Source organism: Bacillus sp. LK2, from assembly GCF_001043575.1.
Lineage (GTDB): Bacteria > Bacillota > Bacilli > Bacillales > Bacillaceae_G > Bacillus_A > Bacillus_A paramycoides.
On the sequence record NZ_LDUK01000045.1, the window covers coordinates 116,236 to 141,109 of the forward strand.

25 protein-coding genes are annotated in these 24,874 nt (G+C 36.0%); 9 read left to right on the top strand and 16 right to left on the bottom strand.

Annotation, left to right across the window (positions count from 1 at the left end):
• The first annotated feature begins 173 nt into the window (after positions 1-173).
• Both VK90_RS22805 and VK90_RS22810 read left to right on the top strand, forming a co-directional pair.
• Positions 174-1,865 (top strand): methyl-accepting chemotaxis protein, encoded by a 1,692-nt coding sequence (locus VK90_RS22805; RefSeq protein WP_048375434.1) that lies wholly within the window; start codon positions 174-176, stop codon positions 1,863-1,865.
• A 117-nt stretch (positions 1,866-1,982) separates the two neighbouring features.
• On the top strand, positions 1,983-2,300 hold the full coding sequence (locus VK90_RS22810) for a metal-sulfur cluster assembly factor (RefSeq protein ID WP_002174114.1): 318 nt from the start codon (positions 1,983-1,985) through the stop codon (positions 2,298-2,300).
• Positions 2,301-2,344: 44 nt separating this feature from the next.
• Here the strand turns inward: VK90_RS22810 and nprB are convergent, their stop codons facing one another.
• The 7 genes from nprB to VK90_RS22845 form a co-directional block, all read right to left on the bottom strand.
• Positions 2,345-3,994 (bottom strand): neutral protease NprB, encoded by a 1,650-nt coding sequence (gene nprB, locus VK90_RS22815; protein ID WP_053081456.1) that lies wholly within the window; start codon positions 3,992-3,994, stop codon positions 2,345-2,347.
• Between the two features lie 207 nt (positions 3,995-4,201).
• Positions 4,202-4,900, bottom strand: coding sequence for a pirin family protein (locus tag VK90_RS22820; RefSeq protein WP_002174116.1), 699 nt, complete (start codon positions 4,898-4,900; stop codon positions 4,202-4,204).
• 51 nt (positions 4,901-4,951) lie between these two features.
• Positions 4,952-5,362, bottom strand: a complete 411-nt coding sequence (locus VK90_RS22825) for a MarR family winged helix-turn-helix transcriptional regulator (protein WP_002174117.1) — start codon at positions 5,360-5,362, stop codon at positions 4,952-4,954.
• A gap of 112 nt (positions 5,363-5,474) precedes the next feature.
• A complete protein-coding gene (locus VK90_RS22830) occupies positions 5,475-5,909 on the bottom strand; it encodes a DUF3920 family protein (RefSeq protein WP_048375439.1) in 435 nt (144 codons plus the stop codon).
• Positions 5,910-6,124: 215 nt separating this feature from the next.
• Positions 6,125-6,724: a DedA family protein gene (locus VK90_RS22835; RefSeq protein ID WP_048375441.1), complete on the bottom strand. Its 600-nt coding sequence runs from the start codon at positions 6,722-6,724 to the stop codon at positions 6,125-6,127.
• Positions 6,725-6,807: 83 nt separating this feature from the next.
• Positions 6,808-8,007: a cation:proton antiporter gene (locus VK90_RS22840; RefSeq protein WP_048375443.1), complete on the bottom strand. Its 1,200-nt coding sequence runs from the start codon at positions 8,005-8,007 to the stop codon at positions 6,808-6,810.
• Positions 8,008-8,505, bottom strand: a complete 498-nt coding sequence (locus VK90_RS22845) for a cation:proton antiporter regulatory subunit (protein ID WP_001026069.1) — start codon at positions 8,503-8,505, stop codon at positions 8,008-8,010.
• Between the two features lie 410 nt (positions 8,506-8,915).
• Here VK90_RS22845 and VK90_RS22850 point away from each other — a divergent pair, with 410 nt between their 5' ends.
• The 3 genes from VK90_RS22850 (at position 8,916) to VK90_RS22860 (ending at position 11,791) form a co-directional block, all read left to right on the top strand.
• Entirely contained in the window at positions 8,916-10,349 is a 1,434-nt protein-coding gene (locus tag VK90_RS22850; RefSeq protein WP_048375445.1) for an alanine/glycine:cation symporter family protein, read from the top strand.
• Between the two features lie 416 nt (positions 10,350-10,765).
• Positions 10,766-11,206, top strand: a complete 441-nt coding sequence (locus tag VK90_RS22855; protein ID WP_002174124.1) for a Dps family protein — start codon at positions 10,766-10,768, stop codon at positions 11,204-11,206.
• A gap of 387 nt (positions 11,207-11,593) precedes the next feature.
• Entirely contained in the window at positions 11,594-11,791 is a 198-nt protein-coding gene (locus tag VK90_RS22860; protein ID WP_048375446.1) for a hypothetical protein, read from the top strand.
• A gap of 18 nt (positions 11,792-11,809) precedes the next feature.
• Here VK90_RS22860 and VK90_RS22865 read toward each other — a convergent pair whose 3' ends face one another.
• On the bottom strand, positions 11,810-12,091 hold the full coding sequence (locus VK90_RS22865) for a hypothetical protein (RefSeq protein WP_048375448.1): 282 nt from the start codon (positions 12,089-12,091) through the stop codon (positions 11,810-11,812).
• Between the two features lie 108 nt (positions 12,092-12,199).
• Positions 12,200-12,763: a TIGR00730 family Rossman fold protein gene (locus tag VK90_RS22870; RefSeq protein WP_197088225.1), complete on the bottom strand. Its 564-nt coding sequence runs from the start codon at positions 12,761-12,763 to the stop codon at positions 12,200-12,202.
• Between the two features lie 88 nt (positions 12,764-12,851).
• Here VK90_RS22870 and VK90_RS22875 point away from each other — a divergent pair, with 88 nt between their 5' ends.
• Both VK90_RS22875 and VK90_RS22880 read left to right on the top strand, forming a co-directional pair.
• Complete coding sequence (locus tag VK90_RS22875) at positions 12,852-13,175, top strand: MazG nucleotide pyrophosphohydrolase domain-containing protein (RefSeq protein WP_002174128.1); 324 nt, start codon at positions 12,852-12,854, stop codon at positions 13,173-13,175.
• Between the two features lie 57 nt (positions 13,176-13,232).
• Positions 13,233-13,739 carry a ferritin gene (locus VK90_RS22880; protein ID WP_002174129.1) on the top strand — a complete coding sequence of 169 codons (507 nt, stop codon included), beginning with the start codon at positions 13,233-13,235 and terminating at the stop codon, positions 13,737-13,739.
• Positions 13,740-13,782: 43 nt separating this feature from the next.
• On the opposite strand, the gene VK90_RS22885 is transcribed toward VK90_RS22880, so the two are convergent.
• The 4 genes from VK90_RS22885 to VK90_RS22900 form a co-directional block, all read right to left on the bottom strand.
• The gene (locus VK90_RS22885) at positions 13,783-14,964 is read right to left on the bottom strand and encodes a NupC/NupG family nucleoside CNT transporter (RefSeq protein WP_048375453.1); all 1,182 of its coding nucleotides are present in this window, start codon (positions 14,962-14,964) and stop codon (positions 13,783-13,785) included.
• A 352-nt stretch (positions 14,965-15,316) separates the two neighbouring features.
• Entirely contained in the window at positions 15,317-16,498 is a 1,182-nt protein-coding gene (locus tag VK90_RS22890) for a NupC/NupG family nucleoside CNT transporter (protein ID WP_048375455.1), read from the bottom strand.
• A 299-nt stretch (positions 16,499-16,797) separates the two neighbouring features.
• Positions 16,798-18,240 carry an alanine/glycine:cation symporter family protein gene (locus VK90_RS22895; RefSeq protein ID WP_048375457.1) on the bottom strand — a complete coding sequence of 481 codons (1,443 nt, stop codon included), beginning with the start codon at positions 18,238-18,240 and terminating at the stop codon, positions 16,798-16,800.
• Positions 18,241-18,462: 222 nt separating this feature from the next.
• Positions 18,463-19,893 carry an alanine/glycine:cation symporter family protein gene (locus VK90_RS22900; protein ID WP_048375459.1) on the bottom strand — a complete coding sequence of 477 codons (1,431 nt, stop codon included), beginning with the start codon at positions 19,891-19,893 and terminating at the stop codon, positions 18,463-18,465.
• Between the two features lie 302 nt (positions 19,894-20,195).
• Here VK90_RS22900 and VK90_RS22905 point away from each other — a divergent pair, with 302 nt between their 5' ends.
• Positions 20,196-20,834, top strand: coding sequence for an NAD(P)-dependent oxidoreductase (locus tag VK90_RS22905; RefSeq protein WP_048375461.1), 639 nt, complete (start codon positions 20,196-20,198; stop codon positions 20,832-20,834).
• A 218-nt stretch (positions 20,835-21,052) separates the two neighbouring features.
• Here VK90_RS22905 and VK90_RS22910 read toward each other — a convergent pair whose 3' ends face one another.
• The 3 genes from VK90_RS22910 to VK90_RS22920 form a co-directional block, all read right to left on the bottom strand.
• Complete coding sequence (locus VK90_RS22910) at positions 21,053-21,961, bottom strand: thioester domain-containing protein (protein ID WP_048375463.1); 909 nt, start codon at positions 21,959-21,961, stop codon at positions 21,053-21,055.
• 127 nt (positions 21,962-22,088) lie between these two features.
• Positions 22,089-22,928: an aldo/keto reductase gene (locus VK90_RS22915; RefSeq protein WP_048375465.1), complete on the bottom strand. Its 840-nt coding sequence runs from the start codon at positions 22,926-22,928 to the stop codon at positions 22,089-22,091.
• A 16-nt stretch (positions 22,929-22,944) separates the two neighbouring features.
• Positions 22,945-24,108, bottom strand: coding sequence for an MFS transporter (locus VK90_RS22920; protein ID WP_197088227.1), 1,164 nt, complete (start codon positions 24,106-24,108; stop codon positions 22,945-22,947).
• Between the two features lie 395 nt (positions 24,109-24,503).
• Here VK90_RS22920 and VK90_RS22925 point away from each other — a divergent pair, with 395 nt between their 5' ends.
• A complete protein-coding gene (locus VK90_RS22925) occupies positions 24,504-24,851 on the top strand; it encodes a winged helix-turn-helix transcriptional regulator (protein ID WP_002174138.1) in 348 nt (115 codons plus the stop codon).
• The last annotated feature ends 23 nt before the right edge of the window (positions 24,852-24,874 follow it).

Consider the following 24,874-nt stretch of genomic DNA (forward strand, 5'->3'; position numbering starts at 1 on the left):
ATTTTAGCCCCTCTTTTTTTACTTTTAAATATATCTTTCTCTCTCCCCCTCTGTCTGCTATAATGCCTAGAGGAAAGAAGAAAGCTTTGTTCCTTTAGGAGTGAAGCTTTCTTTTAACTTTTAATATGAATTAATCCTAATACTAAGATTTTAAAATGAGGCTTTTTTATCATATGAGTTTTATGAGCATTAGAAAAAAACTGCTGTTCATGATGGGAACGGTTTGCGCTTTATTTGGCATCGCCTTAGCTTTTATTCTATTCTTTGCTATTGATCAAACTCGTAAAGCTGAAGCACTGCAAAAAGAAATTTCCCCCCTTGCAACAGAATTAAAAGAGCGTGGAGACGCTTATCAAGTTCAACTTTCTGCTTTAAGAGGTTATTTACTGCAACACGATCAGGTCGAATTAGACAAGTTTCATGAAATGAGTAAGCTTCTTGAAGATAAGAAAGCACAACTTCTTTCTAACCCTAACGTATCCCAATCCGTGAAAGATACAATGGAATTAGGCTCTACTTGGAGAAAATTTATTGAAGAAAAAGTTTTCTCTCTTGCAAAAGAACAAAAGTGGGACGAAGCATTACAAGTCGCTTCTTCAGAAAATGGCACTGTTTATAAAGTTATTGGTGATTTTACAAACTATTGCAACGAACAAGCTAAGTTACGTGAACAATCCATTGAAAAAATTGATCAATCAGCACTACTCATTGAATACGTTATATTCTTATCACTTGTTATATGTATTGTCGTTGCAATTATTCTTGCATGGTGGTTCTCTGGTAAGCTTGTAAAACCAATTCAGCAAATTGATACTAAACTAAAAGAATTATCCTCTCAAGAGGGTGACCTAACAGCTCGCCTACAAGTAAATAGCAATGATGAAATCGGTGCAATTGCAACATCATTTAATAAAATGTTAGAAAATCTGCAACATATCATTAATCGTGTTCAAAAAACTTCTGTGGAAGTACAAAACGCTTCTGAAAATATGTTAGAAAAGACCAATACATCGCTTGATGCGACAATAAAAGTTCAAAACTCGATGTCTAATTTAAATGCAAGCATTCAATCGCAAACTTCTAGTATGGAAGAAAGCTCGACTGCAATGGATGATATGTCAATAAGTGTTCAACGTATTGCAGAATCCGCTTCGTCTGTAGCCGAACTAGCTGTAGTCACATCTGAACATGCTAACGACGGAAGTACTGTAATCCAAAAATCTATTTCACAAATGACAACGATACACGAAGCCGTAAATGCTACATCCGAAGTAGTCGAACGTCTAATCACTCATACGAAATATATTGATACAGCTGTACAATCTATTTCTAATATCGCTGAGCAAACAAATCTACTTGCTTTAAATGCTTCTATTGAAGCGGCTCGTGCCGGCGAACAAGGGAAGGGATTTGCTGTCGTAGCAGATGAAGTTCGTAAACTTGCTGAACAATCAAAAACAGCTGCAACAGATATTAACCAATTGCTGCATCAAATTCAAAATGACACAGAAACTGCTAGCTCTATGATGTCTCAAGGTCGTTCCGAAGCATTTGAAGGTATTAACGTCATTCGCGAGGCCGGCTCTTCTTTCACAACAATCGTTGATCAAGTGAATAAAGTGTCCACTCAAATTCAAGACATATCAGCAACTGCTGAAGAGATGGCTGCAAGTGCTGAAGAAATGAATGCTTCACTCAATAACATTGCTTCAATTTCTAATGAAGTATCAAGTGAAACGGCCGCAACAGCGCAATCGGCTGAACAGAAAGTCGTTGTTATGAATGAAATGGCTCTAACTGCAAAACAAATGAAACAAACGGTTGAAGAATTAGATCAACTTGTATCTCACTTTAAAACTGAATAGCTTTTCAAAAAAATTCCTCTTCCAAGGAGGAATTTTTTTTGAGCTCATTCCCTGCACATTGCACGTATTTCCGTTATAATGAGAATCTATATCATTAATGTGTAGGAGGTGCTACTCATGTCACAAGAAGCATTTGAAAATAAATTGTATGCAAATTTAGAGGCTGTTATTGATCCAGAGCTAGGTGTTGATATTATCAATCTTGGATTAGTTTATGACGTTACAGCCGATGAAAATAATAATGTTGTCATTACAATGACGATGACTTCTATCGGTTGTCCAATGGCTGGCCAAATCGTATCAGACGTTAAAAAGGTATTATCAACGAACGTACCTGAAGTAAATGAAATAGAAGTAAACGTTGTATGGAATCCACCGTGGACGAAAGAACGTATGTCACGCATGGCAAAAATCGCATTAGGTATCCGTGATTAAATAAAGAAAAGACCTGACAATCCAGTCAGGTCTTTTTTCTCTTATTATTTTACTCCTACAGCGTCATAAGCTTTCGTTACAGCTTGTACAGCTTTAGAGTTTTTACCATATAAATCTTCTGCTGATTGAAGTGCAGCTTGACGCATCATTTTAAAGTCAGAGTTTGCAGTTAAATATTTAGTAAGAGCACGGTAATAAATTTTCTCTGTCGCTTCACGGCCCACTCCAGTTACTTTCACACCGTAATGATCTCCGCCGTCAGATACTAAGTATGCAGCTTTATTGTTAATACTACTGTTAATGTGAACGCCGCCATTATCAGCTGTTCCAGTATAGCGTTTATTGTAATGATCTGGGTAACCTTCACCTGGTTTTAATGGATTTGGAATAGATGCTGGATCTTTCAGAGAACGAAGCGCATCACCAGGTTTTCCAGGTGTATAAATATCCGCACCTAAATCCCAGCTCTTCTTCTCAACCATGACACCCATAATATCAGATAACGATTCATTTAACGCACCTGACTCATTTTTGTAAACAAGATTTGCTGTATGTTCAGTTACAGCATGCGTTAACTCATGGCCAATAACGTCTAGGCCAGCTGATAATGGAATAAATGTCTTTCCATCACCATCACCATACATCATTTGCACACCGTTCCAAGCCGCATTATTCCATGCTGTACCTACGTGAACAGTAGAAATAAGTTTTGCACCTTTATCATCGAAGGAATTACGATTAAATGTCTTTTTATAGTAATCGTATACTTTTCCTGCGTTCACATGTGCATCAACAGCCGCTTTATCTTCGAAGAACTTAGATTTACTTTCAACTTCTTCTCCTGTATATCCAAGCCATTGTGAGAATAAATTAAACCAGTTTTCGTCCATATTCTCTGCATCAAATGTATGGATACCTTGTCCTCGTTTACCATCAAATAAGTTGAACGCTCCTGTTTTCGTATCTTGAGCGATTTCAAATGATTGTCTACCGCCTAATACGCCATAACCAAATCCAGTAATTTGATCTACAGCATTATATTTCTCAATAATATTTCCATTTGTCGCATCAACAAAATAATGCCAATATCCTGGAGCTGGTTTTGAAACTGACGCTTTAACAAGGTATGCAAGATAGTACTTTCCATCTTTTTCATACACAAATAAATCTTTTTTCACACCATCATAATTATTTACTTTACCAATTTCTTTCTCAATATCAGCCTTTGCAATCGTTTCTGCTTGCTCATCAGTAATACTTGCTGCCGCTGGAATATTTTTATCTTCTAAATTCGGAATAACTTGTCCGAAAAATGCTTTTACATTATTCTCTTTATCAAGAGTAACAGTTTGATCTGATCCATACACAGGGACATTATTATGCTTTTCAACTAACTTCACATGTGTCGTACCTGATTCATCGTCTTTTTCTTCCCCAACGACATTGAAATGTTTTTCAATATTTCCTGCTAATTTAAACATATCCTTTTTGCTCTCTAAATATTGAAATACTGTCTCTTTTTTATCTAGCCCTTCTGGTGCTTTCCATTCTTCACCTATGTAAGCTGGTGTTTTAAACTCTTGGTGATACTGGATTTTTTGCTCTTCTGCTTTCGTCGTAGTTGCTCCAAATGCCCCAAACCCACTTGCGATAACAGTTAACGCTAATGCTGATGAAATTACTTGCTTTTTCAATCTAACACTCCCCATTCCCCTAAAAGTTTTTGACACCTTTATAAAATTCTGAATAGTCCTCCTGATACCTGTTTCCAAAATTTGAGAAAGTTTTTTCTGATAATTCAACCCATAAAAAGAGGACATCTTTTTTCGATGTCCTCTTTCCTCTAACTTTTCATCCCGTTATTTATATGCTGAAAAAACCCTACTGATTAAAGTTTCACTTTATTGTATCTTCATTTCAATTGCTAAATAATGAGACTTCTCTTTCGCTTGAATGTGAATATCCTCTTCTACAGCCTCCGCTGCATCACGCATTACAAGTGTTTCACCGTTTACAACACTGCTACCTTCAATTTGTACAAGGTACAATTGACGTCCTTCTGTAACAGGAAAATGAATTTCTTTTCCAGCTTCTAACGATAAAGAATATAAATTCGCATCTTGATGAATTTGAATTGGTGCATCGCCTTCCAATGGAGATACCATGTGGAACCATTCGTTTTCGCGCTTGCTCCAATCAAATTTAAACTCACCATAGTTTGGCTTATGACCAGCGCGGTCTGGCAAAATCCAAATTTGTAATAGACGTAATGTTTCATTTCCTAAATTATGCTCACTATGAAATACGCCAGTACCTGCACTCATATATTGAACATGTCCACGCTCAATTGTTCCGCGGTTTCCCATACTATCTTCATGCGTTAAAGCACCGTCTACAACGTACGAAATAATCTCCATATCGCGGTGCGGATGCATATCAAAACCAGTTTGTGCCGCTACTAGATCATCGTTAATCACACGCAATGCTCCAAAGCTCATGTTATCTGGATTATAGTAATTAGCAAAGGAAAAATGAAAATGTGTATTTAACCAGCCGTGATTTGCTCTTCCCATATTTTTATGATCAACTTTTCTAAACATATCCTTCACCTCATATTATCTCGAATTCAAGATTTATTTTTAAATTTTTTCTTACTGTAATTTTTTTAGTAATTTTAATAATTGATTTTGTTCTTCTATATTTAAATTATGAAACTGCTCCGCTTGGAACGTTTCTTGAGGTGGGACGATTTCCTCATATAAAGCTCTTCCCTTTTCTGTTAACGAAATATATTTCGTAGTACCTTCTTGTTCACGCCCAATCCACTCCAGCTGCTCCATTTTATTTAAAAGCTGAGTGACATTTCCTTTCGTAACAAATAGCTTATTTCCAAGTTCTTGCTGCGTTAAACGATCGTGGCCTCCAATTTGAACTAATACATCAAACTGAGCAGCAGATACATTCCACTTTTTCAAATGCTGATTTGTCTCACGAATACTTCTATTATAAAAGCGTGATAAACGAAACCATAATAGTAACCCTAGTCTATCTTCTGTTTTCATTCCATCACCTCGCTCGTTTGATATTATTAGTTTAGAACTAAACTTTATAAAAGTCAAATACTTATTTTTAGTAAGCAGAAAAGAAAGCACAGCACTATTTCTCCACTATGCTTTACATCAATTTTCTATTTTTATATTCATCTACTTTCCTCTCCGCGAACTTCCTCGCATCTTTCTCAATCCATCTCTCTTCGTACGATTCACTTCCAACATACAATACATCCCTCTTATGCTGCATCGCATGGCGAAATTCATGCAAAAGTGTTTTAAGCACTTGCTCATACTCTTCCCACATACAAACGAAAATTAATTGTTTTTCCTTATGATAAAAACCACCTACTGGGAATAAAAACTCCTCTTCTTCTTCCCCTAGTGCTAAAAGCACATTATTTGCATCACACGTATCACAAAAAATAACTGGCGTTTTACTTACTTCAATAAGAGAAAACAAATCATTTCTAATCCTTTTGACATCCCAAGGAAGCTCCGAATCCAACACATACCAATTCTCAACTTGTTGATATACATTTTGAAACTGGAGTTCCATTTCTCTATATTCCCCTTCCCAAACTCCCTTTTCTTATATATATGCCACAATATGGTAAATATTAAACATATCCCTCTCTAACCAATGTGGCGTCATATCTATTTCTTGTAAAAAAGGAATCTATTTATCAATAGATTCCTTCACGATAATGATTTTTATAAAATCCGATCTTATATGTCAATTTTTCAAAGCAAAGCTTTATACATAATATATTCCTATTTGTTACTCTGTTTTCGTACTTTTTTCAACACGAAATAACAAATGCCAAACCCTATAGCCGCAAGTGCAAAATATTTAACATAAGGGCCAGCCACTTTATTGATACTTTCCCATTCTTCACCTAATTTTAGGCCTAAATACACAAATACAATTGACCACGGAATAACAGCAAGTGTAGTCAGCGTAATAAATTTAACATGCGACATTTTCGCAATACCTGCTGGTATCGAAATAGCATGACGTACAACAGGAATAAAACGCGCTGTAAAGATAACACCAGTTCCATAACGATTAAACCACGCTTCCGCATAATCAATATGTTTCTTTTGAATTAAAATATATTTCCCATAGCGTTCCAGAACTGGTCTTCCCCCGTAACGGCCGATCCAATAAATAAATAGTTGCGCGATTACACCGCCAATTGTACCGAATGCAACAGCACCCCAAAATGTAATGCTTCCTGTTGATACTAAATACCCTGCATACGATAACACTATTTCACTTGGGATAACTTCCAGCATTAATCCAAGCATAATTCCCCAATAACCGAGTCCTTCTAGAAAAACTAAAACTGAATGAATTAAATCTCCTAACATCTTTTGCCTCTCTCTTTACTGTTTTAATTATCCAAAATAAAAGTACAAGAAGTGAATATCTTGTACTTTTGTTTTTTCTAAGTTTAGGTAGTCTTTGTATTCCACTTAAAGATTTTATTCAAGAACTTATATATATTATTTGATTCCTTAGTAAGAAGCGGTCCTAAAATGGATAGGATGAGCACATATAGCGCAGAGAATGGCTTCAATACTGACATTAAACCACCCGCAATACCAATGTTGGCCATGATGATAGAGAATTCTCCTCTTGAAACAATTGTTAGACCAATATTTGTCGATGCTTTATGAGATAATCCAGCTTGTCTTCCTGCAATCATTCCCGCTACAAAGTTACCGATTATTGTAAGGAGTACAGCACCTAACGTTAGCCATATTGCTCCGCCTAATGAGAACGGATCTATACTTAACCCGAAACTGAAGAAGAAAATAGCTCCGAAAAAGTCTCTAAATGGAACAACAAGATGTTCGATTCGATCACTATGCTCTGTCTCAGAGAAAACTAGTCCTAAAAGAAGTGCCCCGATTGCTTCTGCAACGTGAATTGTTTCTGAAAAACCTGCAATAAAGAATAACGAAGCAAATACTACAATAATAAAGATTTCATCTGAACTAATATTCAACAGTTTATTTAATAACGGCGTAGCCTTTCTAGCTACAATAAAGAATAGAAGCATATATCCTAAAGCAATTCCAATTGAAGTGAGAGCACCTAAGAATGAAGCGTGATCCCCAAGGACTAAGCCAGAAACTACCGATAAATATACAGCAAGGAATATATCTTCAAACATAATAATTCCTAAAATTAGTTCGGTTTCATTATTACCAGTTCTTCTTAAATCCACTAACACTTTAGCAACGATAGCGCTAGAAGAAATCGTAATAATACCCGCAATAATTAAGATTTCTAATAAAGGGAACCCCATTAAAAATCCATATAATAACCCAAGTGAGAAGTTGATCAAAATATAGATTGTTCCACCGATAGCAATAGAACGTCCAGATTTAATTAGTTTTTTCATCGAAAATTCTAATCCTAGATAGAAAAGAAGGAACAGAACGCCAATCCTTCCAAGGAAGGAAATCACACTTGCACTTTCAATAAATTTGAGATCGATAACACCTATTGTCGGCGCGTGCGGCCCTACTAACATTCCGAGCACAATTAGAAAAGGAATTACTGAGAATTTAAACTTTCCAGCAATCACCGCAGCAATTGCAACTAATATTAACGCTGTACCAACTTCAAAAATTAAAGTATCCATCTAGTCAGTCCCCCTATTTGAAAGTAATTCATTAATAATTTTTTTAATTTCTTCTCTCTCACCTGAAACTACAAGCATATCTCCTTCTTCAATTACCGTTTCTGGTCCTGGATTAAATAGCTTTTTCATATTCTTTTTCATAACTGCAATTATCGTTACGCTATATGTTTTTCTTATTTCAAGATCACCAATTGTTTTTCCGATTGCTGGAGCTGCATTCTCCACTTTGAACCACTCAATCGCTAAACCTTCAAAAACCATCTCAACATTTTCTAATGCTCGAGGTTTATACACCATTCCGCCTAATATTGCTGCAATTTGTCTTGCCTCTGAGTCACGCAGTGAAATACTTGAGATACTTTCTTCATGATCTGAATCAAAATGATACATTTCTCTACGCCCATCATCATGAATGACAATCACCATCTTTTCGTTACCTTTCGTAACGATTTGAAACTTATACCCAATACCCGGAAGTTCACTTTCTCTAATATTCATATTTAGCTCCTCCACAACAATTTTTATTTGAATTTTCTGTTTTTCTGTCTTTTATTCATCCAATCAATTTTAGAAATTCTAACCATTCAGGGTACCTGTGATTTGGAAATCTTTTATTGTAATAATAAGTGGCCCCTAAAAAGATACTTAAAGATGTAATGATAAAAAATACATTACTTCTCATTTTCAAATTCTCAAGACTTACTTTCAATAAAGATTCTTCTTTCAAATTATCCCCTCTTTTTCGCTTTAAATTTAGTTTTTTAAAATGTAAATAATTCTAAAAATATTACGATGTAACTTAATCATAACATAAAACGTATTTAAGTAACATGTTTTTTTAGAAAATTTGATTCTGGTATATTTTTTGCATATAATTTTCTTATTATGAAAAAAAGGAAGTGTATTATATGGTTGATATCTTTAGCAGATTCCTTGAGGTGACGAATAATATTTTGTGGTCATATATTCTTATTGCAATGTTAATCGGCTTCGGTCTTTATTTCTCTATTAAATTGAAATTTGTCCAAATTACGCATTTCGGTGAGATGGTCAGTTTAATTAGTAAAGGATTCAGTCAAAAAGAAAAGAAAAAAGATAGCATCTCCCCATTCCAAGCATTTTGCTTAAGTGCAGCGGCACGCATCGGTATCGGGAACTTAGCTGGTGTAGCATTAGCAATTTCCATGGGTGGACCAGGCGCAGTATTTTGGATGTGGTTTATCGCTATTCTCGGAGCAGCTACTAGTTTTGTGGAATGTACGCTTGCCCAAATTTATAAAGTAAAAGATGGAAGCAGATTCCGTGGTGGACCAGCATATTACATGGAAAAAGGGTTAAACAAACGCTGGATGGGTGTCTGGTTTTCACTTCTCATTACAGTTGCGTACGGATTAATTTTCAATTCAGTACAAGCAAATACAGTAACAATAGCGTTTGAAAATGCTTTTGGACTAGGGCGAACTATCGTAGGAGCTCTATTAGCTTTATTAGTTGCAGTTATTATTTTTGGCGGTGTGAAGAGCATTTCACGTATTACAGAAATGATTGTTCCTCCAATGGCAATCGTTTATATTGGTGTGGCTATTTTTGTCGTTATTAAAAACTTCAATATGTTACCAAGCATTTTTCTAGAAATATTTAACGGTGCATTCGGTTTAGACCAAGCCATCGCTGGTGGTATTGGAGCAGCAATCAAGTTCGGAATTCAGCGCGGTTTATTCGCGACAGAAGCAGGTATGGGTAGCTCTCCTAATGCAGCTGCAACATCAGATGTATCTCACCCTGCAAAACAAGGACTTGTTCAAGCATTAGGTGTTTTCGTAGACACATTCTTAGTATGTACATCAACAGCATTTATCGTATTATGTTCTGGACTTTACAAAGGATCAAATTTACAAGGAATTGAATTAACACAGCAAGCATTAAGTTCACAAATCGGACCGTGGGCAAGCACTTTCTTAGCGATTATTATTTTCCTATTTGCTTTCAGTTCCTTACTAGGAAACTACTATTATGGTGAAACAAATATCGCATTCATTAAAGAAAGCAAAACATGGTTAATGATTTATCGCGTTGCAGTTGTCGGAATGGTGTTCTTCGGATCAATCGCTGCCCTTCAAACAGTTTGGAGTTTAGCTGATTTATTTATGGGGCTAATGGTATTCACAAACTTAATTGCCATCTCATTCCTTAGCAAGTTCGCCTACGCAGCATTAGTAGACTATATTAAGCAAAAGAAACAAGGAAAAGATCCTGTTTTCTATGCAAGTTCTATCCCTGACTTAAAAAATACGGAGTGCTGGGATGGACAGGATATAGAAGAGAAACAGCAGGCTGTATAACAAATAAAAGCGGAAGCGGCTCGTTCAGAATGTAAGGAGGATGGAGCTTTTGACGTAGAGGCGCCCTTTGCCTCGCAGGAAAAAGCGAAGCCACCGAACATTCTAGCCGCTGGAGCTGGATATCAACTAAAAGCGGAGGTGACTTGCTCAGAACAGGAGGGCATTGGAGCTCCTGACGAAGAGGCGCTTTTTGCCTCACAGGAAGGCGCGAAATGACCGACTGTTCTAGTCACCGGAGCTGGATACTAAATAAAAATCCCTATTACTTCACAGTAATAGGGATTTTTATTTACAACAGTTCATAATTTGTTCAAATTAATTCCAGCAAAAGGGTTGATTTATACAAATTACTAGATTATAATAATTATAAATTAGTAATCGATATAACATAACAACTCAAAAGGAGATTGATCATAATGAATAAACAAGTAATCGAAGTATTAAACAAACAGGTAGCAAACTGGAGCGTTTTATTTACAAAACTACACAACTTCCATTGGTACGTAAAAGGACCTCAATTCTTCACACTACATGAGAAATTTGAAGAGCTTTACACAGAATCAGCTACTCACATCGATGAAATTGCAGAACGTATTTTAGCAATTGGTGGCAAACCAGTAGCAACAATGAAAGAATACTTAGAACTATCTTCTATTCAAGAAGCAGCTTACGGAGAAACTGCAGAAGGGATGGTCGAAGCAATCATGAAAGACTACGAAATGATGCTAGGCGAATTGAAAAAAGGTATGGAAATTGCACAAGACTCTGACGATGAAATGACATCGGACTTACTACTTGGCATCTACACAGAACTAGAAAAACACGCTTGGATGCTACGTGCATTCTTGAATCAATAATAACTTAAAAGCGGAAGCGGCTCGTTCAGAATGTGAGAAGGATGGAGTTTTTGACGTAGAGGCGCTCTTTGCCTCGCAGGAAAAAGCGAAGCCACCGAACATTCTAGCCGCTGGAGCTGGATAATAACTTAAAGTGGAAGCGGCTCGTTCAGAGTCGCTTCTTTTTATGCAGTGCTCAAACATGATGGTACATGGAATTATATCGGCGATTTTTCAAATATATCGACTTTGCGACAAATAGTGACAATGTTAGTACCCCCTCCTCTACTTTTATCAATATATTACAATCCCTTTTATGTTAAAATATAGAAAACACCCTTTAGTAAACAGATCCAAAAAGCTTTTCCAAATTCATCATTTACTACTTAAATGGCGGGAGTGGTTCAGTTGAAAGACTACTTAATTCGGGCATTTTTCGCGTTAATAACAGTTGGGATTCTCTTACTTATAGCTAATATTTTCAACATACATGTCGAGGTTAAAGACTATCCTTTCCTCATTGTTGCAGCAATTGGTGGCGGTTGGGGTGGCTGGTACCTGTATAAAAAACAAAGTAATCAAAGTGATAAAGGCATTCCAAAGTAATATGGAATGCCTTCCTTGTTATTTCCGTCTATAGTAAATAGTAAAATTTAGACCGCTAATAAAAATAATCCCAATAAACATATAAAACGATTCTGGATCTCCGCCTAGATTATACTCATCAACGATAAACCCAGACATAAAAAGTGTTATCGCCGAAACACCGATACACAATATAGAAATAAACCAAAGCGAAAACTCATTAATCAGCTCTTTCTTCTGTCTTAAAACAATTAGCATAGCAAGAATAGACGCTGCTAAAATGCTTTTAAAAACCGGACGTAAGTACACAAACTCTTCCATCTATGTCCCCTTCCATAAAACATTGTACTCCAACACTAACATATTTAACCAAATTAAAAACACATGCCTTTTTACGATAAAACAGACATGTGTTTCTATAAAAATGTACTATGATAGTTGCTTCCACTTCGTCCCCAAAACAGGACGCTCGTAATTTTGTATCTTATAAATTAATTCGTCTGCCGTCTCAGCTGAAACGATTAACTCTTTATTTGACGGATTCATAAAGCCCTCTTCAGCTGCACGATCAATCATTTGTAAAATTGGTCCGTAAAAATCTTTAATGTTTAATAAACCAACCGGCTTATTATGTATACCAATTTGTGACCAACACACAACTTCAAATAGCTCTTCAAACGTTCCATATCCGCCCGGTAATGCAATGAAAGCATCTGCAAGCTCTGCCATTTTCGCCTTACGCTCATGCATCGTTTCTACTTCAATTAATTCTGTTAATCCTGTATGAACAATTTCACCGCGGAATAAACCACGCGGCATAACACCCGTTACGCGTCCACCTAAGCGAAGAACTTCGTTTGCTACTTCTCCCATTAATCCAACGCATGAACCACCGTATACAAGCTCATAATCATTCTCAACAAACATTTTCCCTAATTGAATTGCCTGCTCTTTAAATTCTGGTCTTTCCCCTAAATTTGAACCTGCAAACACACAAATCTTTCTCATTCCTACACCCCGAAACTATATATTGTCATGATACAATGAATATTGTACAACATATTGAAGGGATGAGGAAGAAATGGATATTGTTGCATTTCAAAGATGGGTTGAGGAATTTTACGAAAAACGGAGCTGGTCTCAGTATAACTCCTTTATTCGCTTAAATTTCTTAACTGAAGAAGTTGGGGAAGTTTCACGCGTTGTGCGCGCAATTGAAATTGGTCGTGATCGTCCTGATGAACAAACGAAAGGACAAGAGGAATTACGGTTAGAATTAAAAGAAGAACTTGGGGATGTTCTTGCGAATCTTATTATTCTCTCGCAAAAATATGATTTAGATTTGCAAGACATTATGGAAGCACACGTCACAAAGCTTTCGAAAAGGTTCGAAGTGACTAAATGAGAATATTATCAATTATGATATAATAACTTTGTCACGATACAAAGGAGGAGTTTTATTATGTTATCAAAAAAATTACATGATGCACTAAATGAACAAATGAACTTTGAATTCTACTCTGCCCACGCTTACATGGCAATGGCTGCTTACTGTACAGCCGAGAGCTATGATGGCTTCGCTAACTTTTTCCTTGTACAAGCTGAAGAAGAGCGTTTCCACGCAATGAAGCTTTACAACTATATTAATGACCGCGGCGAGCGCGCTATTATTACTGGGTTTGATAATCCTAATAATGAATATGAATCTGTATTGAACGCTTTTGAAGTCGCACTTGAGCACGAGCGTGAAGTAACGAAACGCATTTATAACTTATCTGATATCGCTTGGGATGAGCGCGAACACGCAACAATTACGTTCTTAAAATGGTTCGTTGACGAGCAAGTAGAAGAAGAAGCTTCATTCGATAGCATCATTCAAAAATTAAAGCGTATTACAAACGATTCAAATGCACTATTTATGCTAGATGCTGAATTAGAGAAGCGTACATTTACGCCTCCGGCTGAATAACAAAAAAAGCAATGAGCCCGCGCTCATTGCTTTTCTTAATTTATTAAAGCATAACCCCAACGATAATCGCTGATAATATACTTACTAACGTTGCACCGTATACAAGTTTTAATCCGAAAGAAGATACAACGTTTGCTTGTTTTCCATCGATACTCTTCGTTGCACCTGCGATAATTCCGATAGATGAGAAGTTCGCAAATGATACAAGGAAGATTGATAAAATACCTACTGTACGAGCTGATAAGTCGCCAGCTACTTTTCCTAAATCAAGCATCGCAACAAATTCGTTTGTTACTAATTTCGTTGCCATAATTTGTCCTGCTTGTAGCATCTCTGATGTTGGAATACCCATTATGAATGCTAATGGTGAGAAGATATATCCTAAAATGCTTTGGAATGTGATTCCGAAAATTGAATCGAATACACCGTTAATTGCTGTAATTAATGCTACGAAACCGATTAACATCGCCGCTACTGTTACAGCGATAGAGAAACCAAGCATAATATATTCGCCTAACATTTCAAAGAATGTTTGTTTCTTATCTTCTTGTAATTCTAAAATATCGTCTTCTTCTTTTACGTCATATGGATTAATGATGTGAACGATAATGAATCCACTAAATAAGTTTAGTACAAGTGCTGTTACTACATATTTTGGATCAATCATTTTCATGTAAGAACCGACGATTGACATCGATACTGTTGACATTGAAGATGCACATAGTGTGTATAAACGATTTTTCGGTAATTTGCTTAGTTGGTCTTTTACTGTAATGAATACTTCACCTTGACCAACAATTGCAGCCGCTACTGCATTATATGATTCTAATTTTCCTAAACCGTTAATTTTACTTAATACGAAACCGACTGCACGAATGATAATCGGTAAAATTTTAATATGTTGTAAAATCCCGATTAATACTGCTAAGAAAATAATCGGTAATAATACTGTTAAGAAGAATGGTGCTTGTCCATCGTTTGCTAGACCACCAAATACGAAATTAACCCCAGCTTCCGCAAATTTTAAAATAGCGCCAAATCCATCTGCAATCCCTTTTACTAATACAAATCCGATCTTTGTATTTAGTAAGAAATACGCAAGTACCAATTGAATAACAAGCATAACTGCAATTGGTTTATATTTAATTTTCTTACGATCTGAACTGATAAGGAAACCTAGTACAAACACTACAAGTAAACCGACTAGAAACATTACTAGTTTCATATGTGAATCCTCCACTTCTCCCACGAGTTATTGGTCGTATAACGTATAACGAATGACGTCTGACCATTGATGTTAAAAAAATTTTAAACCCCTAAATACTATTCAACTGTCACCTAAAATCAGTAAGCGTTTACATAAATTGCAATTTATAAAAGGTAGCCTCTTCTCTCCTACCGTATTGAAAGTCTGAAATTGATACCACCTACAAATCAAATTGTAAGCGTTATCTAGACGAAATGCAATATAAATTTTAAAAGATTTTTATATGTTAATATATTCCTAACTAATTGGTTTTTTTATGTAAAATTACCATAAAACAATAGCCCTAACTATGAGCTAGGGCTATCCTTTTTTATAACATAACACCAACGATAATCGCTGATAAAAGACTTACTAGTGTCGCACCGTATACAAGTCGTAATCCAAATGATGAAACAACGTTTGATTGGTTTTCATCAATTCCTTTCGTTGCACCTGCAATAATTCCGATAGATGAAAAGTTCGCAAATGATACAAGGAATACAGAAAGAATACCGACTGTACGAGCTGATAAATCACCAGCTACTTTTCCTAGATCAAGCATCGCAACAAATTCGTTCGATACTAATTTCGTTGCCATAATTTGTCCCGCTGTTACCATTTCTGATTGCGGGATACCCATTACGAACGCTAATGGTGAGAAGATATATCCTAAAATAGCTTGGAATGTAATACCGAACACTGAATCAAACAAGCTATTGATTGCTGTAATTAATGCTACGAAACCAAGTAACATTGCTGCTACCGTAATCGCAATCGTGAAACCAAGCATAATATATTCGCTCAGCATTTCAAAGAATGATTGCTTTTTCTTATTTTCTAACTTTAGTGTATCCTCTTCTTCCGTAATATCGTACGGATTAATAATATGAATAATAATGAAACCACTAAATAAATTTAATACAAGTGCTGTTACTACATATTTCGGCTCAATCATTTTCATATAAGAACCAACGATTGACATCGATACTGTCGACATCGAAGATGCACATAGTGTATATAAACGATGTTTCGGGATTTTACTTAATTGATCTTTTACTGTAATGAATACTTCTGCTTGTCCAACAATTGCAGCCGCTACTGCATTATATGATTCTAGTTTTCCTAGACCATTTACTTTACTTAACAAAGTACCAATAGCACGAATAAATATCGGTAAAATTTTAAAATGCTGCAGAATTCCGATTAATACCGCAAAGAATACGATTGGTAATAATGCCGTTAAGAAGAATGAAACTTCTCCTTTATTAACAAGACCTCCAAATACGAAAACGATTCCAGATTCCGCATATCCAAGAAGCGCCCCAAATCCATCCGAAATTCCTTTTACTAAAATATAACCAACTTGTGTATTTAATAAGAAATACGTTAACGCTAACTGAATAACAAGCATAACCATGATTGGTTTATACTTAATCTTCTTTCGATCCGCACTTATAAGAAAACCGAGTACAAATACAACGAGTAATCCTACAAGAAACATAACAAACTTCATTAATAAAATCCTCCATTTAACTCTTCTTTAATGTTGAACGTCTGACAACTCGAAATAAGAAATAATCCGAACTTTCCATTTATCCTCTCAAACCATTAGTCGGATATGAAAGACCATAAAATCTCTTGTCCCAAAGCCATTTTCCATTCTAACACAAATTACAACTCACATCCTCATATTTCTCTAAAAAAATTACATTTCATTATAAAACCCTCATTAATGTTCGTCTTTTACCTCTACACTCCGTTTATTGCCATAAAAAAAACGAGCATCAAATTTCTTTGATACTCGCCTTTTTATTATACTGCTTTTTCTTTATCTGCTACTGCTGGCTTGTCCCAGCACTCTGTATTATTCAAACCAGGAATAGATTCCGCATAAAAGACTGGATCTTTCCCTTGTTTCTTTTGCTTTACGTAATCTGATAATGCAGCGAAAGCGAATTTAGAAAGGAATACAATTGCAACTAAGTTAATAATAGCCATAATACCCATGAATAAATCTGCTAAATCCCAAACAATTTGAATTGTTGCTACAGAACCTAACACAACCATACCAAGTACAGCAATACGATATGCTGTTAATAAAACTTTACTTCCATTTAAGAATTCAATATTTGTTTCACCATAATAGTAGTTACCTACTAATGAACTGAATGCAAACAAGAAGATTGCAACTGCTACAAATATAGAAGCCCACGGTCCGATATGTTGACTTAATGCTTGCTGTGTTAATTGAATTCCATTTAAATCAGCCGCATTATGCACATCTGATAATAAAATAATAAATGCTGTACAACTACAAATTAATAATGTATCTGTAAATACCCCTAAAGTTTGAATGAAACCTTGTTTAACTGGGTGCGTTACGTTTGCAGTCGCAGCTGCATTCGGCGCACTACCCATACCTGCTTCATTTGAGAATAATCCACGTTTTACCCCTAGTAAAATCGCAGCTCCTAATCCTCCACCTACTACTTCTTTAATTCCGAAAGCATGTAAGAAAATTTCTTTAAATACATACGGAATTGCCGTAATGTTTGTTACAACAACGAACAATGCAACTGCTACATATATAATTGCCATTACTGGAACAATCATTTCAACTGCACGAGCAATTCGCTTAACCCCACCGAAAATAATGATTGCAAGTAAACCAGCCATAACAACACCAACAAGTCTGCTATCTGTTTTAAATGCACCATCAAAAGCTGCTGCTACAGTATTAGACTGTACAGCGTTAAAAATCAATCCGAAACTTACTGTTATTAAAACAGAGAAAATAGCTCCAAGCCAGCGCTTATTTAATCCCTTTTCCATATAATACGCTGGACCACCTCGGAATGCATTCCCATCTTTTACTTTATAAATTTGCGCTAATGTGCTCTCTACAAATGCAGAAGCACCCCCAATTACAGCGATTAACCACATCCAAAATACAGCTCCTGGACCACCCGCTGAGATTGCAATAGCTACACCAGCTAAGTTACCAGTACCTACACGAGAAGCTGTGCTCATACAAAATGCTTGGAATGAAGATACGCCACTTTTTTCTTTTTGCGCTTTTCTTGTTTTCGAACTCGCTCCATCCCCAAGTAAGCGAATCATTTCACCGAAGTAACGAACTTGGACAAATTTCACACGAAATGAAAAGTAGAGCCCTAACCCAATTAACATCGCAATAATGATATATGACCAAAGAATATTATTTACATCCCCAATTACCTTAGCTAAAAAGTCCATAATTGTACTCCCCTCTTCTACCAATAAGAAAATTATATTCTAAAAACTTTTAGCAATCAAGGATTTTCGACAAAAATGTAAGGTTTTATCACACAATGATGTTAACTTTCCTAACATATGTATTTTTGTAAAAGCTATAATAATGTTCATCTTTTACCCTTTACATCATTTATTACAACAAAAAAGGCGAGCATCGATTTTCTCCCGATGCTCGCCTTTTTATTATACTGCTTTTTCTTTATCCGTTACCGCTGGTTTATCCCAACACTCTGTGTTCGTTAAACCAGGAATAGAATCTGCACTGAAAACTGGATCTTTCCCTTGTTTCTTTTGCCTTACATAGTCTGCTAATGCAGCATACGCAAATCGTCCAAGAAGTGTAATCGCAATTAAGTTTGTGATTACCATTAGACCCATGAATAAATCCGCCATATTCCATACGACTTGAAGCGTCGCAACAGAACCGAATAATACCATTCCCACTACCGCAATACGATAAATCGTTAACCAAGTTTTGCTTTGTTTAATGAATTCAATATTCGTTTCACCATAATAGTAGTTTCCTAGAAGTGAACTGAAAGCAAATAAGAAAATAATAATCGCTAAAAAGCTACTTGCCCATGAGCCAATTTGTGAACTTAATGCATTTTGTGTTAATTCAATACCTTCTAAATTTGTCGCTTTATACGCACCAGAACATAATACGATAAATGCTGTTGATGTACATACTAAGAACGTATCTACTAAAACACCGATCGTTTGAATAAAACCTTGTTTCGCTGGATGCGTTACATCAGCGGTTGCTGCTGCGTTCGGTGCACTACCCATACCTGCTTCGTTTGCAAATAATCCGCGCTGGATACCATATTTCATCGCAGCACCGATACCGCCACCTACAGCTGAATCTAAACCGAATGCACCTTTAAAGATTTCTGTAAACACATCTGGTAGTAAATAGAAGTTTTTAATAACAACGAAAATAGCTACTGCAATATAAATAATTGCCATCGGCGGAACGATCATTTCTGACATACGCGCAATACTTTTCACACCACCAAAAATAATAACCGCGACTAATGCTGCAAGTACAATCCCTACAATATAACGCTCAACACCGAAAGCATTTTTAAATGCTAATGTCACTGTATTTGCTTGTACTGAGTTAAAAATTAAACCGTAACTAATTGTGATTAGAATAGAGAACCAAATCCCCATCCAACGTTTATTTAAACCTTTTTCCATATAATAAGCAGGACCACCACGGAATCCACTGCCATCTTTTATTTTATAAATTTGCGCAAGCGTACTTTCTACGAAACTTGAAGACGCCCCGATAATCGCAATAACCCACATCCAAAATACAGCTCCAGGTCCTCCCATTGAAATAGCTAGTGCTACACCAGCTAAGTTCCCGATACCAATACGAGCTGCTGAACTCATACAAAAAGCTTGGAATGACGATACACTGCCCTTTTTACGTGACTTTCCAGTTAATCCATCACTCATTAGTCGAACCATTTCCCCTAAATGAGTAATTTGTACGAATTTCAATTTAATAGAAAAATAAAGCCCTAAACCAATTAACATTGCAATAAGAATATATGACCAAAGAATTGTATTCGTTGATGAAACGAATTGTTCTAAAATATTCATACAATTAACCCCTCCTTTTCTCCATAAATCGAATTATATTCAAAAAATATTCAAAAATCAACATTTTTCGACACTTTATGACTTCCAAATATTAGGTTGCCCAGCAGGGTTATTTTGTTTTTATGACTTTACTTTTACTAGCTGCACATACTAAAACAAAAAATAAATTCATAAACACCCCCATTGACAAAAACGCCAACCTGTAACTATAATTGTTACATCGAGTTGTAACAAACACAATTACAATACGTTTATTCGTTTTCGGATATACACTTTAACAAAACACTTTGGAGGGATTTATTATGAAAATCGGAATTATCGGAGCAAGCGGAAAAGCAGGAAGTCGTATTTTAAAAGAAGCATTAGATCGCGGACATGAAGTAACTGCCATCGTAAGAAGCGCTGCAAAAATTACAGAAGACAATGTAAAAGTTTTAGAGAAAGATGTATTCAACCTTACATCTAATGACCTACAAGCATTCGATGTTGTTGTAAATGCATTCGGTGCTCCAGCGGGTGAAGAGCACCTTCACGTAGATGCAGGAAACGTACTAATTGAAGCACTAAAAGGTGCACCAAATACAAAATTACTTGTAGTGGGCGGAGCTGGAAGCCTATTTGTAGACGAAGAGAAAACAACACGTGTATTCGACACACCAGGATTCCCAAAAGAATACCTAGCAACTGCTCAAAACCAAGGTAAAAACTTAGAAATCTTACAACAAACAAACGATATTACTTGGACATTCATCAGCCCTTCTGCGCTATTTGCACTAGGAAAACGCACTGGTTCTTACAAAGCTGGTAAAGACAACCTTCTTGTGAACTCAAAAGGTGATAGCTACGTAAGTTACGAAGACTTCGCAGTAGCAGCACTTGATGAAATCGAAAATCCAAAACATATAAATGAACGCTTCACAGTTGTTTCTGAAGCTGAGTAATAAAAAAGCTCGTAAACATTATGTTTACGAGCCTTTTTTATTTCTTTTAAGCTTTTACCTCTTGTATACCCTCTGTTAAACCTTGCTCTGTAATTTTAAAGAACTTTTCTTCTGTCTTCTTAACATCATCTTGTATTACATCATTAATTATATTTCCCTAATATAATTAATGATGTGTGCATAAGAAAAAGCATTGGCAAATGCCAATGCTTTTTCCTTTATCTTTTATGTTGATTCGGTTTATTTGGTTTATGTGGCCCTTCAGCCTTCTTCCAACTTACCGCTAACTCTGGACTCGTTTTTTCTTCACTACGCTCAAGTAACACAACTGCATTTTGAATCGTCGGCGTTCCTTTATGCGCAATTCCTTGTAATTTCGTTAAATTTCCTGATACTTTAAAGCTAAATCCACCCGATGGCGTTTGTTTCGGAATTAAAATGCGGAATTTCTCTCCTACATTAAATTCAGTTTTCACTTCACCTTTTTCATTTACGAACTTCGCGCCTTCTGGTGCACCTGTTGCTTGTACTTTATACGTTCCGCTTTTTGCGTTTGTTTGCACTGTATATAAACCAGTTTCAAAAAACTCATCTTTCAATACTGCTTCTTGTTCTTCTGTAGGATTTACACTCATCGTAATTTCTTGTAGTTCCTCACTAGCGCTTGCTCTTGCAACTATATCTTTCGTTACTTTTTCTACATTTTTATTACGAAAATCTAAATCGTTAATATCAATTTGTTTTAACGCATTCCACACCGCAAGCTGCGTTGCGTAATGTGCATCTCTCCAATCAGAAACACCTAATTCTTGCGGACTCTTCTGTGGATATCCGTTTAATAATACGCGGTACACTTCAATATCCACTTTCCCCATTTCCGGTAAATCTTGACCACTTGGAGATTTCAAATCAACATTTAAGCAAAAAGCAATTTTACCATCTGCAGTTTTAATAAGTTCTGTTCGAATTGGCTTCTTCTTTGACCTACTATAACTCCAATCCATTTCATACTTTGTATGATCCATAACTTCTGCGGATGCTTTTTGAAGTGGGAATAATAAGTTCGTAAATACAAATAAAACACTCAAAAAAGCAGCCATTAGCTTGAACGATCGTTTTATATTCATGTCTACAACCCCTTATAAAATAACAAATTTACTACTGTTTATTATTTAGTTAGAACATTTTTTTATGCATAAGCAAAACAAAAAAAAAGAGTGCTAACTGTTTGCACTCTTTCTCTCCACTATAAATTTAGAAATCAAAGTTATCAGGGTCTGGACCAACACGGTGATTTTCGTTTAACGCATCGATTTTTTCCATATCTTCTTTCGTTAATTCGAAGTTAAATATATCAGCATTTGCAATAATACGATGTTCTTTCGTTGATTTTGGAATTGTTACAACTTCGTTTTGCAGATCCCATCGTAAAATAACTTGAGCTGTTGTCTTACCATATTTATTAGCAATTTCTTGTAATGTTTCATTATCTAATAGTTGACCTTGCATAAGCGGTGACCATGCTTCCAGTTGAATACCTTGCTCTTTACAGAAAGCTTGCAGTTCCTTTTGCGTTAAACGCGGATGATATTCGACTTGATTAATCATCGGTTTAATTTCTGCACCTTCCATTACATCCTTCAGGTGATGGATTTGGAAGTTACTTACACCAATTGCACGTACACGCTCTTCTTTATAAAGTGTTTCTAAAGCTCTCCACGAATCTTTATATTTCCCTTCAACAGGCCAATGAACAAGATATAAATCTAAATAATCTAGCTCTAATTTTTTTAAGCTCTCTTCATATGCAGCAAGTGTTGTTTCATACCCTTGATCTGCATTCCATACTTTTGACGTAATGAATAAATCTTCTCGCGAAATTCCTGCTTCTTTTATACCAGCGCGAATGCCTTCTCCAACCGCTTTTTCATTTCCATAAATCGCAGCCGTATCAATACTACGGTATCCTGCTTTAATTGCCAATTTAACAGCCTCTACCAGTTCCGGTCCATCTTCTACTTTAAATACACCTAAACCGAACCAAGGCATTTCTACACCGTTATGCAATACTGTTTTACTTTGTAAATTTTTCATTATACTCTTCTCTCCCTTATTTCACTTGATCTCTTTTTTCTAAGCTCATACTCCATGCTGTTAAAATAACAGCGCCTACTACCATAATGCCGCCTACCCAAGCTGTATGAATTAGCCCTAACGAGTTCGTTACAATGCCCCCTAAATAAGCACCGAGGGCAATCCCTGCGTTAAACGCTGCAATGTTAATTGCTGATGCAACATCAACGGCACTCGGCACGAAACGTTCAGCCAATATAACGACATACACTTGTAGCCCGGGAACGTTCATAAATGCGAATAGTCCCATGAAAATAATTGTAATAAGCCCAGCTACTTGAAATGGCGCTGTAAATGTTAGTACGAATAATACAATTGCTTGAATGAAAAACATATAAAATAATGCGCGAATTGGATTATGATTTGATAACTTCCCGCCAATCATATTTCCAATCGCAATTGCGATTCCATACACTAACAAAATAATTGTAACGGTACTTACTTTAAACCCTGTCACTTCTTGTAATAGCGGAGATAAATACGTAAATGTTACAAACGTTCCCCCGTATCCTAATGCAGTAATGATGAAAACAAGTAATAGTCTTCCATTCGTGATTAGTTTGAGTTGATCACGAAATGATACAGACGTACCTTTTTTTAAATTAGACGGAATTAGCACGCTATTTGCGACTAAGGCAACAATTCCAATTAATACAATCACCATAAACGATGCTCTCCAGCCAAATTGTTGACCAATAAATGTTCCAATAGGGACACCTGTAATAGTCGCAACGGTTAAACCTGTAAACATAAAAGCAATTGCGCTAGCACGTTTATTTTCTGGGACGAGTGCAGCTGCAATCGTTGAACCAATTGACATAAAAACACCATGTGCAAATGCAGAGACAACCCTTGCTATAAGTAAAACAGTAAAACTCGTTGCTACCGCTGCAATTCCATTACCAATAATGAAAACAATCATAATCCACATTAATAACGTCTTTCTCGACATAGTAGCTGTTAACGCCGTTAACACAGGAGCGCCAAACGCTACTCCTAATGCATATAAAGAAACGGTTAAGCCCGCTGTTGTAACAGAAACATGTAAATCCTCTGAAATAGACGGTAATAAACCAACGCTAATAAACTCGGTTGTACCAATCCCAAACGCACTAATTGCTAGCGCTAATAAAGCTAACATACTTCTTCGATTCGTCTGAACAGCCGAAGAAGATACTGTATATGAATTCAATTGAACTCCTCCTTAATTCAAGAAATCCAATCATAATAGTATGATAAAAAGGCCTTTTTATCTTCTACAAAAATAACTTTATTGCTTATAAATACTATTATGATTCGTTTCATTCTCTTTTTGAAGAACGCACTTTAAAGTACGATAGGTACCAAAAAGTAACATAGGCACTTTTTAGTACCGTACTACTCATTTCCCTCTTACGTATGCTATTATGAAACATATTCAACACGATAAAAAGTACGCACTTTAAAGTGCCATAGGCACTAAAAAGTAACATTTAAGTTTATTTAGCTTCTTTTATTGAAGAACTGAAATCTATGTTCATCAAAGGAGATTTTTATATGAAGAAATATAATATTCCTGTGGAGGCAACTTTAGAGGTTATCGGCGGAAAATGGAAAGTCGTTATTCTTTGCCACTTAACGAAAGGTACAAAGAGAACGAGTGAACTAAAACGTTTAATGCCTGGTATTACACAAAAAATGTTAACACAGCAACTACGTGAATTAGAAGAAGATGGCGTTATTCACAGAAAGGTATATAATCAAGTACCACCAAAAGTAGAATATTCCCTCACTGACTACGGGTGGTCTTTAGAATCGATTCTTGATTCTCTTTGTACTTGGGGCGAATGCCATCTTGAAAAAAGCGGCAACACATCCATGTTAATTACAGAGGGTGAACAATAAGAAAAAAAGGAAAAAAAGAACAA

Coding starts and splice junctions, on each gene's coding strand:
- VK90_RS22805 (WP_048375434.1), top strand. CDS start 174: ATGAGTTTTATGAGCATTAGAAAAAAACTGCTGTTCATGATGGGAACG.
- VK90_RS22810 (WP_002174114.1), top strand. CDS start 1,983: ATGTCACAAGAAGCATTTGAAAATAAATTGTATGCAAATTTAGAGGCT.
- VK90_RS22820 (WP_002174116.1), bottom strand. CDS start 4,900: ATGTTTAGAAAAGTTGATCATAAAAATATGGGAAGAGCAAATCACGGC.
- VK90_RS22825 (WP_002174117.1), bottom strand. CDS start 5,362: ATGAAAACAGAAGATAGACTAGGGTTACTATTATGGTTTCGTTTATCA.
- VK90_RS22830 (WP_048375439.1), bottom strand. CDS start 5,909: ATGGAACTCCAGTTTCAAAATGTATATCAACAAGTTGAGAATTGGTAT.
- VK90_RS22835 (WP_048375441.1), bottom strand. CDS start 6,724: ATGTTAGGAGATTTAATTCATTCAGTTTTAGTTTTTCTAGAAGGACTC.
- VK90_RS22840 (WP_048375443.1), bottom strand. CDS start 8,007: ATGGATACTTTAATTTTTGAAGTTGGTACAGCGTTAATATTAGTTGCA.
- VK90_RS22845 (WP_001026069.1), bottom strand. CDS start 8,505: ATGAATATTAGAGAAAGTGAACTTCCGGGTATTGGGTATAAGTTTCAA.
- VK90_RS22850 (WP_048375445.1), top strand. CDS start 8,916: ATGGTTGATATCTTTAGCAGATTCCTTGAGGTGACGAATAATATTTTG.
- VK90_RS22855 (WP_002174124.1), top strand. CDS start 10,766: ATGAATAAACAAGTAATCGAAGTATTAAACAAACAGGTAGCAAACTGG.
- VK90_RS22865 (WP_048375448.1), bottom strand. CDS start 12,091: ATGGAAGAGTTTGTGTACTTACGTCCGGTTTTTAAAAGCATTTTAGCA.
- VK90_RS22875 (WP_002174128.1), top strand. CDS start 12,852: ATGGATATTGTTGCATTTCAAAGATGGGTTGAGGAATTTTACGAAAAA.
- VK90_RS22880 (WP_002174129.1), top strand. CDS start 13,233: ATGTTATCAAAAAAATTACATGATGCACTAAATGAACAAATGAACTTT.
- VK90_RS22885 (WP_048375453.1), bottom strand. CDS start 14,964: ATGAAACTAGTAATGTTTCTAGTCGGTTTACTTGTAGTGTTTGTACTA.
- VK90_RS22890 (WP_048375455.1), bottom strand. CDS start 16,498: ATGAAGTTTGTTATGTTTCTTGTAGGATTACTCGTTGTATTTGTACTC.
- VK90_RS22895 (WP_048375457.1), bottom strand. CDS start 18,240: ATGGACTTTTTAGCTAAGGTAATTGGGGATGTAAATAATATTCTTTGG.
- VK90_RS22900 (WP_048375459.1), bottom strand. CDS start 19,893: ATGAATATTTTAGAACAATTCGTTTCATCAACGAATACAATTCTTTGG.
- VK90_RS22905 (WP_048375461.1), top strand. CDS start 20,196: ATGAAAATCGGAATTATCGGAGCAAGCGGAAAAGCAGGAAGTCGTATT.
- VK90_RS22910 (WP_048375463.1), bottom strand. CDS start 21,961: ATGAATATAAAACGATCGTTCAAGCTAATGGCTGCTTTTTTGAGTGTT.
- VK90_RS22915 (WP_048375465.1), bottom strand. CDS start 22,928: ATGAAAAATTTACAAAGTAAAACAGTATTGCATAACGGTGTAGAAATG.
- VK90_RS22920 (WP_197088227.1), bottom strand. CDS start 24,108: ATGTTAGCTTTATTAGCGCTAGCAATTAGTGCGTTTGGGATTGGTACA.
- VK90_RS22925 (WP_002174138.1), top strand. CDS start 24,504: ATGAAGAAATATAATATTCCTGTGGAGGCAACTTTAGAGGTTATCGGC.